General features: G+C 59.8%; 21 protein-coding genes and 1 pseudogene. 8 read left to right on the top strand and 14 right to left on the bottom strand.

Annotation, left to right across the window (positions count from 1 at the left end; genetic code table 11):
• The first annotated feature begins 43 nt into the window (after positions 1–43).
• Genes ND528_RS01065 through ND528_RS01055 form a run of 3 tightly spaced genes read left to right on the top strand, consistent with a single transcriptional unit; the run spans position 44 to position 1,625 of the window.
• Positions 44–271: a PLD nuclease N-terminal domain-containing protein gene (locus ND528_RS01065; RefSeq protein ID WP_024012535.1), complete on the top strand. Its 228-nt coding sequence runs from the start codon at positions 44–46 to the stop codon at positions 269–271.
• Between the two features lie 41 nt (positions 272–312).
• Complete coding sequence (locus tag ND528_RS01060) at positions 313–1,482, top strand: zinc-dependent alcohol dehydrogenase (protein ID WP_263469375.1); 1,170 nt, start codon at positions 313–315, stop codon at positions 1,480–1,482.
• On the top strand, positions 1,479–1,625 hold the full coding sequence (locus ND528_RS01055; RefSeq protein WP_178084462.1) for a hypothetical protein: 147 nt from the start codon (positions 1,479–1,481) through the stop codon (positions 1,623–1,625). The genes ND528_RS01060 and ND528_RS01055 overlap by 4 nt, the downstream gene beginning before the upstream one ends.
• A gap of 112 nt (positions 1,626–1,737) precedes the next feature.
• Here the strand turns inward: ND528_RS01055 and ND528_RS01050 are convergent, their stop codons facing one another.
• Positions 1,738–2,961, bottom strand: coding sequence for an MFS transporter (locus tag ND528_RS01050; RefSeq protein WP_263469374.1), 1,224 nt, complete (start codon positions 2,959–2,961; stop codon positions 1,738–1,740).
• A gap of 107 nt (positions 2,962–3,068) precedes the next feature.
• On the opposite strand from ND528_RS01050, the gene ND528_RS01045 reads away from it, so the two are divergent.
• Together ND528_RS01045 and ND528_RS01040 are read left to right on the top strand one after the other, a co-directional pair.
• The gene (locus tag ND528_RS01045) at positions 3,069–3,524 is read left to right on the top strand and encodes a winged helix-turn-helix transcriptional regulator (RefSeq protein ID WP_130912839.1); all 456 of its coding nucleotides are present in this window, start codon (positions 3,069–3,071) and stop codon (positions 3,522–3,524) included.
• A 164-nt stretch (positions 3,525–3,688) separates the two neighbouring features.
• Entirely contained in the window at positions 3,689–4,114 is a 426-nt protein-coding gene (locus tag ND528_RS01040) for a VOC family protein (RefSeq protein WP_263469373.1), read from the top strand.
• Here ND528_RS01040 and ND528_RS01035 read toward each other — a convergent pair whose 3' ends face one another.
• Positions 4,115–5,029 carry a LysR family transcriptional regulator gene (locus ND528_RS01035; protein WP_263469372.1) on the bottom strand — a complete coding sequence of 305 codons (915 nt, stop codon included), beginning with the start codon at positions 5,027–5,029 and terminating at the stop codon, positions 4,115–4,117.
• Positions 5,030–5,231: 202 nt separating this feature from the next.
• Between ND528_RS01035 and ND528_RS01030 the strand changes: the two genes are divergently transcribed.
• The 3 genes from ND528_RS01030 to ND528_RS01020 all read left to right on the top strand — a co-directional run bounded on the left by ND528_RS01030 (position 5,232) and on the right by ND528_RS01020 (position 8,027).
• Positions 5,232–6,572, top strand: coding sequence for a nucleobase:cation symporter-2 family protein (locus ND528_RS01030; RefSeq protein WP_263469371.1), 1,341 nt, complete (start codon positions 5,232–5,234; stop codon positions 6,570–6,572).
• A 32-nt stretch (positions 6,573–6,604) separates the two neighbouring features.
• Positions 6,605–7,114: a nucleoside deaminase gene (locus tag ND528_RS01025; protein ID WP_016774265.1), complete on the top strand. Its 510-nt coding sequence runs from the start codon at positions 6,605–6,607 to the stop codon at positions 7,112–7,114.
• A 178-nt stretch (positions 7,115–7,292) separates the two neighbouring features.
• A complete protein-coding gene (locus tag ND528_RS01020) occupies positions 7,293–8,027 on the top strand; it encodes a class I SAM-dependent methyltransferase (RefSeq protein WP_263469370.1) in 735 nt (244 codons plus the stop codon).
• On the opposite strand, the gene ND528_RS01015 is transcribed toward ND528_RS01020, so the two are convergent.
• The 12 genes and pseudogenes from ND528_RS01015 to ND528_RS00960 form a co-directional block, all read right to left on the bottom strand.
• Complete coding sequence (locus tag ND528_RS01015) at positions 8,024–8,272, bottom strand: DUF6555 family protein (protein WP_041480580.1); 249 nt, start codon at positions 8,270–8,272, stop codon at positions 8,024–8,026. The two genes, ND528_RS01020 and ND528_RS01015, sit on opposite strands and share 4 nt — an antisense overlap.
• 84 nt (positions 8,273–8,356) lie before the next feature.
• Positions 8,357–8,563 carry a hypothetical protein gene (locus ND528_RS01010; protein WP_050977883.1) on the bottom strand — a complete coding sequence of 69 codons (207 nt, stop codon included), beginning with the start codon at positions 8,561–8,563 and terminating at the stop codon, positions 8,357–8,359.
• A gap of 177 nt (positions 8,564–8,740) precedes the next feature.
• Positions 8,741–9,673: an MBL fold metallo-hydrolase gene (locus ND528_RS01005; protein ID WP_130912844.1), complete on the bottom strand. Its 933-nt coding sequence runs from the start codon at positions 9,671–9,673 to the stop codon at positions 8,741–8,743.
• 40 nt (positions 9,674–9,713) lie between these two features.
• Positions 9,714–10,916, bottom strand: a complete 1,203-nt coding sequence (locus ND528_RS01000; RefSeq protein WP_136493634.1) for an NAD(P)/FAD-dependent oxidoreductase — start codon at positions 10,914–10,916, stop codon at positions 9,714–9,716.
• A 304-nt stretch (positions 10,917–11,220) separates the two neighbouring features.
• Positions 11,221–11,580, bottom strand: coding sequence for a DUF6124 family protein (locus ND528_RS00995; protein ID WP_125926071.1), 360 nt, complete (start codon positions 11,578–11,580; stop codon positions 11,221–11,223).
• A gap of 115 nt (positions 11,581–11,695) precedes the next feature.
• The gene (locus ND528_RS00990; protein ID WP_206420539.1) at positions 11,696–12,061 is read right to left on the bottom strand and encodes a DUF6124 family protein; all 366 of its coding nucleotides are present in this window, start codon (positions 12,059–12,061) and stop codon (positions 11,696–11,698) included.
• A 420-nt stretch (positions 12,062–12,481) separates the two neighbouring features.
• Positions 12,482–12,727 (bottom strand): DUF6572 domain-containing protein, encoded by a 246-nt coding sequence (locus ND528_RS00985; protein WP_241669475.1) that lies wholly within the window; start codon positions 12,725–12,727, stop codon positions 12,482–12,484.
• 109 nt (positions 12,728–12,836) lie between these two features.
• On the bottom strand, positions 12,837–13,190 hold the full coding sequence (locus ND528_RS00980; protein WP_016774273.1) for a DUF6572 domain-containing protein: 354 nt from the start codon (positions 13,188–13,190) through the stop codon (positions 12,837–12,839).
• A 10-nt stretch (positions 13,191–13,200) separates the two neighbouring features.
• Positions 13,201–13,425 (bottom strand): annotated as a pseudogene (locus ND528_RS00975) (S-type pyocin domain-containing protein); the annotation flags it as partial.
• A 194-nt stretch (positions 13,426–13,619) separates the two neighbouring features.
• A complete protein-coding gene (locus ND528_RS00970; RefSeq protein WP_130910827.1) occupies positions 13,620–13,829 on the bottom strand; it encodes a hypothetical protein in 210 nt (69 codons plus the stop codon).
• 346 nt (positions 13,830–14,175) lie between these two features.
• On the bottom strand, positions 14,176–14,556 hold the full coding sequence (locus ND528_RS00965; RefSeq protein WP_137213276.1) for a response regulator transcription factor: 381 nt from the start codon (positions 14,554–14,556) through the stop codon (positions 14,176–14,178).
• Between the two features lie 97 nt (positions 14,557–14,653).
• On the bottom strand, positions 14,654–15,658 hold the full coding sequence (locus ND528_RS00960; protein WP_263469369.1) for a GlxA family transcriptional regulator: 1,005 nt from the start codon (positions 15,656–15,658) through the stop codon (positions 14,654–14,656).
• Positions 15,659–15,808: the final 150 nt, after the last annotated feature.

The following is a 15,808-nucleotide window of genomic DNA, read 5'->3' as shown; positions in this document are numbered from 1 at the left end:
AGCCTCACAGCCCAATGCTTACAAGTCATCGGAGGATTGCGAAATGAACGAGGCAGCGAGTTACTTCTCCATCGCCGTGGCGGTGATCATTCTGCTGGTTGATCTGTGGGCGATTGTCAGTGTGTTTCGCAGCAACAAAAGCGTCGGCGTCAAAGCCGCCTGGGCGATCGGTCTGATCGTATTCCCGGTGCTCGGCCTGATCGTGTGGGGCATCGCCGGCCCGCGCGGCGTCAAGGAAGGGCCTTCGTCGCCGGAGCACAGTAAGGGTTAAGAACCCTGATTTGCGCACATCCGGAAAATTGGAGGTGAACGATGAAAGCTGTTGTATTTCATGGCGTCGGCGATATCCGCCTGGACGATGTTCCCGAGCCAACCATTCAAGCGCCGACCGATGCCATCGTCAGGCTGACCGCGTCGGCCATTTGCGGCACCGATCTGCATTTCATTCGCGGCAGTGCGCCGGACATGCAGCCCGGCACGATCCTTGGGCACGAGGGCGTGGGGATTGTCGAAGCGCTGGGTGAAGACGTGCGCAACCTCAAGGTAGGCGATCGCGCGCTCATTCCCTCGACCATTGCCTGCGGCAACTGCTCATACTGCCGCGCCGGCTATTTCGCCCAGTGCGACGTGGCCAACCCCAACGGCAAAACCGCTGGCACGTCATTTTTTGGCGGGCCGAAAACCACCGGGCCGTTCGATGGCCTGCAAGCCGAGAAAGCGCGCATCCCTTTCGCCAACATTGGTCTGATCAAGCTGCCCGACGCCATCACCGACGATCAGGCGATTGCCATGTCGGATATCTTTCCCACTGCCTGGTTCGGCGCCGACATGGCCCGGATCAAGGACGGCGACACGGTGGCGGTGTTCGGCTGCGGACCGGTCGGACTGTTTGCGATTATCAGCGCGAAGCTGATGGGCGCCGGCCGCGTGTTCGCCATTGATGGCCTGGAAGATCGCCTCGCTCGCGCGCAAGCTTTGGGTGCCGAGTGCATCAACTTCGAGAAAGAAGATCCAGTTGAAACCATTGCGCGCTTGACTGCGGAAATTGGCGTGGATCGGGTGATCGAGGCCGTGGGCATCGACGCCAACCATTCCCATCACGGCCATCATCATCCTGCGCAGTGGCAACCGGGCGATGCGCCGGCGCAGGCGCTGGAATGGGCGGTCAAGACTGTGGCCAAGGCCGGCACGATTTCCATCATCGGTGTCTATCCCGCCGGGTTCGACAGCTTCCCGATTGGCGAGGCGATGAACAAGAACGTACGCATCAACATGGGCAACTGTCATCACCGCAAATACATTCCCAAGCTGATCGAAATGACCCTCGCCGGGCGCGTCGACCCAGCGAAAGTGCTGACTCAGGACGAGCCTTTGACTGACGCGATTTCGGCGTTCAAGGCGTTTGATCAACATCAATCCGGCTGGATCAAGGTCAAGCTTGAACCGGGTAGCGATACCACTGCTGACAGGAGATCGTCATGAAAAAAATCTGCGTATGTCTGGGGTTCTGCTCAATGTTTCTGTTGAGCGGCTGCTTTGATTCCAACGATGCACCCAACAAGGACGGCGACAAAAGCAAGCCGTCGGTGCAGATGCAGACCGACAAGCCCGAGGAGGGCAAGTAACTGCTGGCAAGTAAACCCTGTGGGAGCGAGCCTGCTCGCGAAGGCGTCAGGTCAGACAATTCGCTGCTGACTGATGCTCCGTCTTCGCGAGCAGGCTCGCTCCCGCACTGGTTCAGTTCGAGTAGCGGTATTCCAGCCATGCCCAATACAGTAAAGCCACAGCACTGATCCCGCCTCCGAGAAAACACACCGCCACCCAGCCAGATTGCGCATAGGTATACGTCGCCGCGATAGCGCCCAAACCACTGCCCACCGAGTAAAAGCACATATACGCACCGACCAGTCGACTCTGCGCATCGGGCCGTGCGGCGAAGATCAGGCTTTGATTGGTCACGTGCACTGCTTGCACGGCGAAGTCGAGCAAGATCACCCCGACGGCCATCGCCAGCAGCGAACTGTCGACAAATGCGATGGGCAGCCAGGACAGCGTCAGCAGCGCCAGGGCGATGCCGGTGGTGCGATTGCCCAAGCCGCGATCGGCCAGGCGCCCAGCCCGTGCGGCGGCGAGCGCGCCCGCCACTCCGGCCAGACCAAACAGGCCGATCTGCGTGTGGGACAACGACAGGGGCGGGGCGCTGAGCGGCAGCACCATCGACGTCCACAACACACTGAAGGCGGCGAAAATCAGCAGGGCGAAGATGCCGCGGACGCGCAGTACCCGCTCAGTCAAAAACAATTCCATTACCGAGCGCAGCAGTCGCCAGTAGCTGCCTTGTGCGGGCGGTTTTGCCGAGGCGGGCAGGGTGCGCCATAACAGCAGGGCCAAGCCGATCATCATGACTGCCGAGACAAAATACACGCCGCGCCAACCGGCCAGATCAGCCACTACGCCGGAAACGAAACGCGCCAGCAAAATGCCCAGTACCACGCCACTGGTGACGGTGCCTACGGCGGCGCCGCGCTGCTGCGGGCGAGCAAGGCTGGCGGTGCAGGCGACCACCACTTGCACCACCACTGCCAGCAATCCCACCAGCATCATGGCGCCGAGCAGCATGCCCCAACTCTCTGAAAGCCCCACGGCACACAGCGCCGTTGCAGACAACAGCAGTTGGCTGACGATGAGTTTCTTGCGATCGAGCAGATCACCCAGCGGCACAATGAACAGCAGCCCCACGGCATATCCGGCTTGCGTGGCCGTGACCACAACGCCGATTGCACCGGGTGAAACCCCGAGGCTGGCGGCCATCGATTCCAGCAATGGCTGCGCGAAGTAAACATTGGCCACCGCCATGGCGCAGGTGATCGCAAAGAGAAAAGTCTGCAAACGACTCAGCCCGGTCGTTGCGCTGTCAGCTGCGGCTTGCGCATTGACCAGGGTTTGCGTCTGGCAGGGCATCCTTGCTTCCTCGTAGTGTGGTTTTGAATTGAAACCGATACGTTGATCTTTATTCATTCGGGTTGTTAAATGCAACCACATTCAATAACCGATCCATCAGGAACCACATGGCCCGACAACAAACATTGGCGCAGAGCGAATGCCCGGTGGCCCGAACCCTCGAAGCCATTGGCGATCGCTGGGCCTTGATGATCATTCGCGACGCGTTCGATGACGTGCGCCGTTTCAGTGAATTCCAGAAGCGTCTGGGCCTGGCCAAGAACATCCTCACGGTCAAACTGAAAATGCTCGTCGAGTTGGGCGTGCTGGAGCTTCGGCCCGCGTCAGACGGCAGTGCCTACAAGGAATACGTGCTCACCGACATGGGCCGCGCGGTATTCCCCATCGTCGTCAGCCTGCGGCAGTGGGGCGAGCGCTTTCTGTTTGCGGAAGGCGAGGAGCACTCGATTCTGCTCGACAACGAACGGGCCGAGCCCGTTGAGACAATCGTCGTGCGCTCCCGGGCGGGCGCGGTGCTGGCCCCGGCGGACTGTCACCGAAAAGTGGTGACGCGCCGGCAATGAAGCCGGGCATTTAGCCGTGGCGTGTATTCACAGCCGCGCTATCTCCATGGCATGAAAAGTCGAGTCGGCAACCGCCGGGTTTTTGATCTAGGCTGTTTTCGATCCTCGATCAGCAGCGGTGCGCCGTTGCCATATTTCCAGCAACGCGACTACGGGAGTGCCTGATGAGCCTTTCACCTTTCCACCTCGCCATCCCGGTCTACGATCTTGCCGCTTGCCGGCGTTTTTACGGTGAAGTGTTCGGCCTGGAGGAGGGGCGCTCCGGCGCGCAATGGGTCGATTTCAACTTCTACGGCCACCAATTGGTGATCCACGAACAGCCGAAAACGGCTGCCCAGCAAAGCGTCAACAGCAACCCGGTAGACGGTCACGACGTACCGGTCCCGCACTTCGGCATCATTTTGCAGTGGGAGCAATGGGAAGCACTGGCCGAGCGACTGAAGTCATTCGGCACGCAATTCGTGATCGAGCCCTACATTCGATTCAAGGGTCAGGTCGGCGAGCAGGCGACCATGTTTCTGCTCGATCCCTGCGGCAATGCGCTGGAATTCAAGGCGTTCAAGGACATGAGTCAGGTGTTTGCCAAATGATCACAGCGTAGTGATCTGGCCGTTGCGATCGCGTTCATAAACCTTGGTGGCCTGCAGCTTTTCCTTCAGCCAGCGCTCGGCGGTGCCCAGCGGCCGTTGGCGTGCCCATAACAGGTCGACGCCGATTTGCCAGTCGGTATGCGGGTACGCCGACAGCTGCAACTCGACCAGTTCGCCATTGCCCAGTTCACGCTGGATCAGTTGGCGCGGCAAGGTCGCCCAGCCGAGGCCGGCGCGGACCATTTCCAGCAGGGCCAGATAGCTTTCCGCTTGCCACAGTTGCGTCGAGCGCAGGTATTCACTGCTCGGCAGTTTGCTGGCGTGCGCACTGAACGCCAGGCGCCGATGCACGTGCAAATCGTCGAAGGTGACGTTGTCCAGTTGCGCCAGCGGATGATCGGGATGACAGACGTGCAGCATGATCAGTTTGCCCAGCTGCTGGAACGCCAGTTCCCGAGGATAGCCCGGCTGCGAAAACGCCACGCCCAGCACCGCCTCGCCACTGCTGACCAGTTCGCTGACATCGCCGTAGACCGGGTGGCGAATGATCAGATCGACAAACGGGAAGGCCCGCTCGAACGCTTGCAGCACCGGCATGATCGGGCCGTACGGCGTTTCAATCGCCAGGGTCAGGCTCGGTTCGACGCTATCGGAAAGGCAATCGGCGTGGGCCTCGAAGGTCATGCAGCGCTCCAGTACCGCCTCTGCCTGGACCAGCAATTTATGGCCGCTGGCGGTGAGGGCAGGGCTGCGATTGCGGCGGTCGAACAGCTCGACGCCAAGGTCGGTTTCCAGATTGGCGATCGCTGCGCTGATGGTCGATTGCGTCTTGCCCAGCTTGCGCCCGGCGGCGGAGAACGAGCCGCTTTTCACCACCTGGACGAACATCAGCAACTGATCGAGTGAGAAGCGCACACGGTGTACTCCGAGGTTGAGCGAGACGGCGATTGTGCCGCGTCTTTGCCATCGAAAAAAGCGATGGTTGCCAATTTGTTTCATCGTTAAAAACATTCAAGGATGACCCCGCGTCTTCGAACGCCGGGGCCGATTCTTTCTGTGCATCTGTCCCTGAGCGCCCGCGATTACAACCAACGCTGCCCCTTCAGGAGCTTGTGCCATGACTACACAACGCGTTCACCCGGTCGATGAGGTGTTGCCCCTGCGGCAGCTTTTCACCTTCGGTCTGCAGCATGTTCTGGTGATGTATGCGGGAGCGGTGGCGGTGCCGCTGATTCTCGGCAGTGCGATGGGGCTGACGTCGGCTCAGGTGGTTTTACTGATCAACGCCAACCTGCTGACGTCCGGTGTGGCGACGCTGATTCAGACCCTCGGCTTCTGGAAGTTCGGCGCGCGGTTACCGTTGATTCAGGGCTGCTCGTTCATTGCGCTGGCGCCGATGATCATGATCGGCAAGGAGTTCGGCCTCAGCCAGATCTTTGGGGCGGTGATCGCCGCCGGCTTCCTGACCATCGCACTGGCGCCGGTGTTCAGCCGCTTGTTGCGATTCTTTCCGCCCGTGGTGATTGGCAGCCTGATCACCATCATCGGTATTTCACTGATGCCGGCGGCGGCAATCTGGCTGGGTGGCGGTAATCCCGATTCGCCTGACTTCGGTCGCCCGGCCAATCTGCTGCTGGGCCTGGCCACGGTCAGTGTGACGCTGGTGATTTATGCGAAATTCAGCGGTTTCATCGGCAATCTCAGTGTGCTCATCGGCTTGTTTGTCGGCAGCCTGATCGCTGCCGCCTGCGGCATGACGCACTTCAATCGGGTCAGCGAGGCGGCGTGGTTCGAGTTGAGCGCGCCAATGGCGTTCGGTGCGCCGGAATTTTCTCTGGTACCGATTCTGATCATGACCCTGGCGATGCTGGTGATCATGGCCGAGACCACTGGCAACTGCCTGGCCATCGGCAAACTGGTCGGCAAACCGACTACGCAGCAGACCCTCGGCAACGCCTTCCGCGCCGACGGCTTGTCGACCATGCTCGGTGGCCTGTTCAACAGTTTTCCCTATAACGCCTTCACGCAAAACACCGGCCTGATTGCACTTTCGAGCATCAAGAGCCGCTTCGTCGTCGCGGCCGCTGGCGCGATCATGGTGCTGATGGGCTTGTTCCCCAAGCTCGGCGCGTTGATTGCGGCGGTGCCCACTCCAGTGCTGGGCGGCTGCGCGATCGTCATGTTCGGCATGACCACGGTGGCGGGCATTCAGGAACTGTCACGGGTGCAGTTCGAAGGCACACGCAACGCCATTATTGTTGCGGTGTCGGTCAGCGTCGGCGTCCTGCCAATGTCGTTTCCGGCCCTGTTCGAACATGTCGGCCCGACGCTGAAACTGGTGCTCGACAGCGGCATTTTCCTCGGTGCGATCACCGCCATTCTGCTCAATGTACTGCTCAACAAACAAAAACCATCGACCGACGCCGTCGGCGCATCCGCGGCCGGACTGGCTGACTGACCTTATCTTTTCCCACTGCCCAGGAGTTACCCATGAATCAATTCACTCAGCTTGTTCCGGCCGGCGTCAGCGATCTGGACCTGGCATTGCTGCGCCAGACCATCGCTCTGTCGCAGGCGTCGAAACAACGTGGCCGGCACCCGTTTGCGGCGCTGGTGGCGGACCGCGACGGCAAGGTCATTGCCGAAGCGGGCAACAATTCGATGCCGCCGGAGGGTGATCCCACCCAGCATGCCGAACTGGTCGCGGTCGCTGCGGCGGCGAAGCGGTTGTCACCCACGGAGCTGGAGGCGTGCACGCTGTACACCAGCGCCGAACCTTGCTGCATGTGCGCGGGCGCGGTGTATTGGACCGGTGTCGGGCGAGTGGTGTACGCGTTATCGGAGCATGCTTTGCTCGGGCTGACCGGCGATCATCCGGAGAACCCGACGTTCTCGTTGCCGTGTCGCGAAGTGTTTGCCAGAGGGCAGCGCACGGTCAGTGTCTTCGGGCCGATGCTGGAGGCAGAGGCGGCTGAGCCGCATAAAGGGTTCTGGTCTTAGTTGTTATGGATCGTTCCCACGCTCCTGCGTGGGGACGCATCCGCTGACGCTCTGCATCACTTTTACTTTGCCGGGATGACATCCACACATTCCCCAGCGGAATGCCCCCCATGAAATCATTGGATTTTTCTTCTCCACGCTCACCGCGTAGCGTGTCGCAAAGACAAGGAGAATCGCCATGACCCAACCCGTCACTGACGCCGCCGGCAAATTCGACACCTCCCGCGCCAACGAATATGCCCGGCAAAGCCGCATTGCCCTGGCTGGCTACGATGCCTGTCACGACCTGTCGGCCTGCATGCTCGCCGCCAGCCTTGGGCAGTCGCGTCCGGCAAACGTGCTGGTGGTGGGCGCGGGGGGCACTGCGCAGGAAATTATCGCGATGGCCGCGCTGGAGCCGGATTGGCACTTCACTGCGGTTGATCCTTCCGGGCCGATGCTCGATGCTGCGGCCGAACATCTGCGCGCCAATGATCTGCTGAACAGAACCCATGTGCATCTCGGTCATGTCGAAGACTTGCCGGCCGACGCATCTTTCGACGCCGCCACCCTGATCGGTGTACTCCATCACCTGGGCGGTGATGAGGCCAAGCAACAAATACTGTGCTCCATTCAGGCCCGCCTCAAACCCGGCGCGCCATTGATCGTGGCCGGCAATCATTACGCTTACGCCAGTCAGCCGTTGCTGCTGCAAGCCTGGAGCCAGCGCTGGCGACAGCAGGGCGCAACCGCTGACGAGGTGCAGGCGAAACTCGGGAAGATTTTGCAGGGCGCTGATCCGCCGCACTCGGAGGCGGCGGTGCAGGCCTTGTTACATTGTGCCGGATTCGGCGATGCAACACGGTTTTTCAGCAGTCTGTTCTGGGGCGCCTGGCTGACGTGCAAGCTCAGCCAGGCGACCCGATTTGCCTAAGCCTCCGTCCAGTCCAGCGCTGCCGTCTCGCGCCACTTCACCTCAGTAATCCCATAGCGCTCGGCCTGGGGTTTGGAAACCACTTTCAACGGTGGTTTACCCGGTTTCGGAATCGGCGCAATACCGGCGTCACAGCTCGCCCAATGCCAAGCGTCGGCGTTGCGCATACTCTTGGCGCGGATGACGAATGATTTTGGCTGGTCGTGATGTTTGTATTCGATGACGAAAATATCGGTGCTACGCATGAGTTCCTCCTTACGCTCATACGTAAATGATTTTGTCCGACAAGAAAAATTCAAAGGATTTTCTGGCCGGATGATCAGCGTCATTCAGCGCTCTAAAACGCGGTTCTTCATGAAACCGCGCAGGTTCATCAGGAACAGGCAAAGCTGCAGAACGATCAGCGCGTAAGCCCCGGCATGGACGCCCCAGATCACCCACAGCAAATTGCTCAGACTGAAACAAACGAAACCGCTCATGCGCCGTTGCGGTCGTTGCGAACCGATCAGCCAGGCGGCCAGAACGGTGACCAGCATCGCCGGCCATTGCACCCAATCCAGATATGCCAACGCTCTGTCCTCTGCACAGATTTTTTGATACGGAAAGGGTACACAGCAACCGAAGGATGGTCACCGCCCGCACGGCTCTGCGTCGCAATGGCGGTGAAGAAGGTTTCGCCCGGCAGAAGCCGGGCGAAGATTTCAGGCGCGCAATCAGTAATCCCAAATCGCAGGTATCCAACGGAAAGCAGCACCATTGATCGCGACCCTACCCACCGAAGGGAAGGCCAGATGCGTGGCGACGAACAGCTCGCCGCTGGCGGCGGCTTCCTTGAGCATGCGCACGCGCACTTCCACCGATTTGGCCGGATCGTGTTCGAAACCGTTGTGCCAGTCGGGGTGATCGAACGCCACCGGGAACAACGCGTCACCGGCAAAGGTCAGGCGCTCGCCACCGGAGTTGACGTAGACCACGCAGTGCCCTGGCGTATGACCACCGGTGAGTTTTGCAACTACGCCAGGTGCAACCTGGCATTCGTCTTCGAAGATGTGCAATTTGCTTTCATAGTGGTCGATGAACGCGTTGGCGGTGCTGCGCAGGACGTCTGGTACTGGTGCGGGCATGTCGGTGCTGGTGAAGTCTGGCGTGGACCAGAAATTCACTTCGGCAGCGGTGACGTGGATGCGTACGTCTTGACGCAGACGGCTCTTCACCGAGTCGACCAGCAGGCCGCCGATATGGTCCATGTGCATGTGCGTGATGACGATATCAGTGATGTCGGCGAGATCCACCCCGGCAGCGGCCAGGCGCTTGGGGAACTGCCCGGCACGCGGGAAACCGGGGAATTGGCCACCGAGGCCGGCGTCGACGAGGATGACTTGTTCGCCGCTACGCACCACCAGCACGTTGAGCGCCCAGTCAAAGGCGTCAGGGCCCAGATACATTTCCTTGAACCAGGCGGCACGGTCGGCGGGGTCGGCATTGGTTGACATGGTCTGGGTCGGCAACGGCAACACGCCGTCGCTGATCACCATCACGTCAATGTCGCCCAGGCGCAGGGCGTAGCGCGACGGCACCAGTTCTTCGCTTTGGGTTTGCAGGGCCACCGCGCGGTTGGCGGTGAAGGAATCCAGATGCAGGGTCATGGTGTTCTCCTTGTTTTCAGGGCTAAAGCGGAGGGTGAAATCAGGCTACAGGGATCAGCGGATCGGCGGCCGCGAGGGCAGCGCGACGATCGGCGGCGGGCGGGTAGATCCACACCGTGTTGATCTGCGTCTTCAGCTCTTTGGCTTCGGCCTTCACCAGTTTCAGCTGACGATCCCAGCCTTCCGTGTACACCGCGCCCCAGGCGCCCAGATCCAGGCAAGTCACGTACTTGGGCTGGCGATACATTGTCGGAGCGACGCCGAGGAGATCGGCGGCGGCGTTGTTGCCGGCGTAGCGACCCAGGCTGATCGCGTGCTGGCAAGACATCGCGGCATAGTTGCCGAGGTCGTCTGTGGCGGCGCGAGCGACATCACCAGCGGCAAAGACGTGATCGATGCCTTGCACCTTGAGGTTGCCATCGACGTGCAGGCGGCCCTGGCCATCGCGTTCGGCGTCGAGTTGTTCGGTGAGCGGGCTGGCGCGGAAACCTACGGTCCAGATCACGGTGTGGCTTTCGATGTGGCGGCCATCGGCGAGGGTGACGCCATTGGCATCCACAGCGGCAACGCTGGCATCGACGATCCATTCGATACCCAGGTCATTGGACGCCTCGATGATCGACGGGCGAATGCCATCACCCATGGTCGCGGCGATGTCCTTGCTGCGATCGACAATGATCACGCGCAGGTCTTGATCCTCACCGATGATCGCACGCAGGCGCGCCGGCATTTCCGTCGCAGTTTCAATCCCGGTGAAACCGCCACCGGCGACCACCACGGTGTTGCGCGCAACACTGGGCGGTTGGTTGCCGAGGGCGATGAGATGGCGTTCCAGACGCGCCGAGGATTCGATCTGATCGACATCGAACGCATGCTCCTTGAGGCCAGGCACCGGAGGCCGAGCGAGCTGGCTGCCGCTGGCGAGAACCAGCCGATCGTAGGCCAGTTCACCCGGACGCCCGGCCTCGTCGCGGTAACCGACTCGGCGCGCCCGGGCGTCGATGCTTTCAGCGGTGCCTTTGACGAAGCGCACACCCACCGCATCGAACAGCGCGTCGAGCGGCGCGTACATGCTGTGCACGTCCGGCTCGTAGAAGCGCGGGCGAATACGCAATTCGGCTTGCGGGGCGAGCAGCGTGATCTCGACATCCTGACGGGCATGCATATCCAGCAAACGCGCAGCGCTCAGCGCGCTCCACAGCCCGCCGAACCCTGCACCGATCACCAATAATTGCTGTTTCATAATGTGCTCCCTGACGCTGATGGATGGATGACACCCGAGCCCGGCGCGGACTCTGGCGTGACGATCAGTGGCCGCCGCAACTGCTTGCCGTACTACCTGGCGCTCAATCGTTCGCCGTCGAGAGTCATGCTAGGGCGGGGAGGATGCGGGCGCAGTTGTCCATCGGTGTGCGTGGGGTACGCATGGGTGGAAGAGGGGTATACGAAGGTATGGGGGGGCGAGGTGGGAATACCGGGCGAGGTGTTGTTCGAAACGAACATCGCCGCGCAGGGCGCCAGCACGCCTGCACGGCCGATGCCGTTGTTCAGTCGGTGGGCACTACGTTATCCAACGCTTTGTTGACGGCCAATTCCCCCAGCATGACCACCTGTGCAATGCCTAACAGCGTATTGCGCCGTGAGCCTTCCAGCATCCCGGCGAAATCACCGAGCATCACCGTGGCGGACGCCAGGGATTCGCACGCATTGACCAGCAAGGATTCGGTGTCGGATTCCGGGTTGACCATAAACAGCGTGTTGGGACTGTAAGGCGTGGCGTTGACCTTGGCCGGCGCGAGGTAATGGTCGAGCGCGCGCTCGGCGGCGTCATGAAGTTTTTTTGAATGGAAGGATTCGTAAGGCGATACCGGGTCGGTGACCGGCGGATGGGGCGGTGTCTGTGACATCAGCTGAAACTCCGATGAGAGCGGCTTGAGCGTCTGGATAAGAGGATGCCGCGCCACAGCAGTGGCGCGTCCGCTGGCAGTGAGGGAGCATGCCCCCTCGTGCCTGGGTTGCCAGCTAGTTCGACACGCGTCGGCTGTCGAGCACGCGATTGACGATCAGCTCACTCAACATGATCACCTGTTGCAACATCAGCAGCGATCGACGCTGTGGGTGATCAATCACGCCGCCGATTTCGCGGGCCATGTCATTGGCGGCTGTCAGCGATTCAGAGGCTTCGACGAGCAGCGTTTCCTCATCCACCGTCGGGTCAATGAGAAAGATCCTGCCTGGCTGGCGCTTGGGAATGGTGGTTTTGAGCGTCTGGGGGTCGAGGTAAAAGTTGATGGCGCGAGCGGCCGCATCTTTTATCCGCTGAGGTTCCAGAGCAGGGTCGTACGGGATTGAATCGGCTTCCGGCGGGTTTGGGGTTACTTTGAACATTGATGAAGCTCCTAACACATTTAAGGGAGGCTTCACCCTTTCGCTACCAAACGAAGGGTGGCGGCCATGCACAGGTTGGTAGACCGGGTGTTAGGATCCGGCGCGCCCTAGGACGCCCTATACATGGCCACCGCAAATCCGAGACAGAAATCTCGACGGCAGATCTGTATATCTAACACTGCGGGCTACCAAACCCGATCACCTATTTCGGTGACCGACAAACGATAGGACCCGCAGCCTAGACGCACAAGCCGGCGGATTCTGAAGTACCCGTAGGCAGCGGCGCAAGGCGTTGTAGGCTTTTTGGAGGAGAAATCGGTGTAATTTAAACGTGCTTGCCAAGTCGTGTTTATGCGCTGTACGTGCCTGCTCATCTCACCTTTTCAGAATATCGGAGACCCGAATCTGTTTAGGCCGATCTCAAGGCCGTTGCGCCGTACGGATTACAAGTGACTTGCCGAGTGCAGCGGGAATCTTGTTATAGATCTCACCGCTTTCGATGAAAGCGATGTAGCCGTTTATCTTCCGTTGTAGCGCGAGCAGGTGCTCGGCTTGTAGGGTCTTATTGCCCCATTCTAGGTGGTCAGCGATGCCCAAGATGATGGCGCCACTGTCCGATTTGGGGATTCCCCACATATCGATAATGTTCGGGTCTGTTAAGGACACTGCGGATCCTTGGCCTCCAGCCGGTTTGTTCAATCCCTCTGAGGGAACCGAGCTACAGCTCTGTGGCTTGCCGCCCTTTGCTTTGCTTTAGCTCTACTAGCTCACACGCCTAGTGTCGAACAGCAAAGTCGTCCTTAAGCACAAATTCCATTCCGATGCCTACGCCTTTGAGTACCTCGGTCACGCGGTCGACAAAGGTTTCACCTTGCTCAGGTAGCTCATATAAACCATTGATGCGAATTTTCGGATTCTTGCCCTTGGCTGGCGGATAGCTTTCCAGCAGTTCGCCGCTCTCGATGAAGGCGATGTAGGTATTGATCTTCTCCTGTAGCAACAACAGGTGTTCACCCTGTTGGGCTTTGTCGCCCCATTCCAAGTGATCAGTGATGACGAGTACGACATTGTCGGGTTCCCACTCGGGTACTGCGATGATGTCGACGACTTTGGTTTCGGTGATGGACATGTCTGCTCCCTCAGAGGGTCGGGTCAGGTCGAATGATGTCGACTCTGGTGGGTGGGATTCGGGTGCCTCCGGTGAAGCCGGGTTTACCTTTGCCGACGGCGGTTGCGCCGGTCTTTTCTATTTCTGGAAAGCCCAATTTCTGATTGCGCGTCAGTGGCGCTGTTTCCGAAGATTTGCATTCGACGCAGGAGATGTTGCCGTCCGCATCGCGGCCCATCATATCAATGCGCGTGCGGGTTAGATCCCCGATGGCGTCTTCGAATTGGTGGAGGGTTTGTTGCTTAATTTCGACCGTGAGGATGGAGGTCCTGAACTTGCATTTCGGATGCAGCCATGGGGAGCGTGCTTGGAAATTGGCAACTCGGTAAGGGCCTTGATGCTGAACGTCACCGAGCCTTACCGATGCCATTGATATTCGTATTGGAACCATCAGTCGGGTGCCATCAGTAAGGCCAGAGTTATTTTGATAAACCCTTCATTCCTATCACACGTGTCCAATACATCCCTAACGTTATTAGCTACTTCTGCACTACCGCGTTGCTCTACCCATTTTGAAAGCTCCAGTATCGCCGCTTCTAGCGCTAACTGGTTTTCGTTGATTTTAAAAAGTAGGCTCGGCAAAAGATCTGGATTAGGCATGAGGTCGACTCCGTTCGAATTGCAGCGTGGCTGTTTTTGAGTATGGTGAAGAACCGGTAACTCTGGAACTGTAATAACTACTAGTTTTTAAGTCGTTTTCATTCGAAGCGTTATTCAAGAAAAGCATATCCAATTTGTCGATCATCCCGCACGTTCGCGCTAACAACTGATTCCTTTGCAATGTCATGTTTTTTGGGGTGAATCATTGAACACACCTTTGCGTTGGGCTTGATGAAAACGGTGCTGCGGCTTGGGCAATCGCGAGCAGGCTCACTCCTGCATAGGGTTGTGGTGGGTCAATGGGATAAATCCAGGCGACACGCAATTCAATCCGCTGACGGCCTCATCAAGTATTTCCGGATCTACGCAGTGCAACCTCAACCCAGGCAACTAACTCGTCCGCCGCAAAGGGTTTACGCAGGCAGGCAACGACATCAGTCGCTCGGGACTTGTCGCAAGGCAAATCTCCGTGATGCGCCGACACGAAAATCACCGGCATCCTCCAGCCTTGCGCCCGCAGTGCATCCAGCATCTGCAAACCACTCATGCCCGGCATCTGCATATCGGAAATCAGACAATCAGTCTGCGCCGGCCCGTCCGAGTCAAGGTAGTCCGCTGGCGCCGCATAGCAGAACACCTGATACCCCGACGCTCGCAGCAGGCTGCTCAGCGATGTGCGCATTGCCTCGTCGTCGTCCACTACCGCAATGACATGCGTCTTGTACATAACGCTCCCGGGCCGGGCGGCCGAGCTTGGTGACTCCTGTCGTTCTTGCACCATACGCTGATGGCCAGCGGGCAAAACTATACGTAGGTATAGCGGTTCAACCATCGCGGCTGAAGCGACTGCGGTACTCGCGCGGGGAGATCGACAGGTGGCGCTGGAAGCAGGCGCGCAGGCGTTCTTCATCGTTGAAGCCGCAGAGGCGGGCGATTCGTTCGATTTTGTGCGGGGAGTTTTCCAGCAGGCGTTTGGCCGCTTCGAGCCGGAACAGCTCGAGCGCTTTCGACGGTGTGCGCCCGGTGCGCGCTTTATAGACCCGCGTGAAGTTGCGCAGGCTCATTGCGGCTTGCTCGGCGAGGCGCTCCACCGTCAGATTCGGATCGCCGAGGCGCTCCATGAGCCAAAGGTGCAGATCATCGAACATTGCAGCGTCCTGCGCCTGCGATTGCAGCAGCGTGCTGTATTGCGCCTGGCCGCCGGGGCGTTTGATGTACACCACCAATTCCCGCGCGACTTGCAACGTCACTTCACGGCCGCAATCGGCCTCGACCAGCGCCAGCGCCAGATCGATCCCGGCGGTGACTCCGGCCGAGGTCCAGACCTTGCCTTGCTGAATGAAGATCGCGTCGGCATCTACCTCGACCGCTGGAAAGCGATCGCGCAAAGCGTCGCACATCGCCCAGTGAGTGGCAGCGCGGCGGGCGTCGAGCAATCCGGCCTGAGCCAGCAGAAACGCACCACTGCACACCGAGACCACGCGGCGGGCGAGGTGAGCATGGTCCTGCAGCCAGTCGCTCAGTTCGCGGTGCTTCTCAAGGGTCTGGCAGATGTCAGGGGCGCCGGGCACGACCAGCGTGTCCAGCGCGGCGGTGTCGAGCGTGGTTAACGCTTGGGTGTCGATGGCCAGCTCTTCGACGGTCTGGATCAAGCCGCCGCTGAGGCTGGCGGTGTGCAGTTGATAACCGGGCTGCCCGCGCTCGGCCATGGCTTTGCTCGCGGCCCAGAACACGGTCTGCGCACCGCTGAGATCGAGCAGGCTCAGGCGTGGGTAGGCGATAAACACCACGTCGCGCGGGGCCGATGGAAAAGAGGAATGGTTGGACATCGCGGGCCTGCCTGTTTGCATCGCTAAAGGCGGGACTGCCTCGGCCTGGCCGATTTTCAGGGGTTTCTGGCCGGCCGGCAATGGCGCTGACTGTTAGCCTGATCGCTGAACGTCCGGCCGGCCGGTTGCTGGATGCGGTGGCCATCCTGA

Source organism: Pseudomonas mercuritolerans, assembly GCF_025706525.1.
Taxonomy (GTDB): Bacteria; Pseudomonadota; Gammaproteobacteria; order Pseudomonadales; family Pseudomonadaceae; genus Aquipseudomonas; species Aquipseudomonas mercuritolerans.
This window is presented reverse-complemented; position numbering and strand designations above follow the sequence as displayed.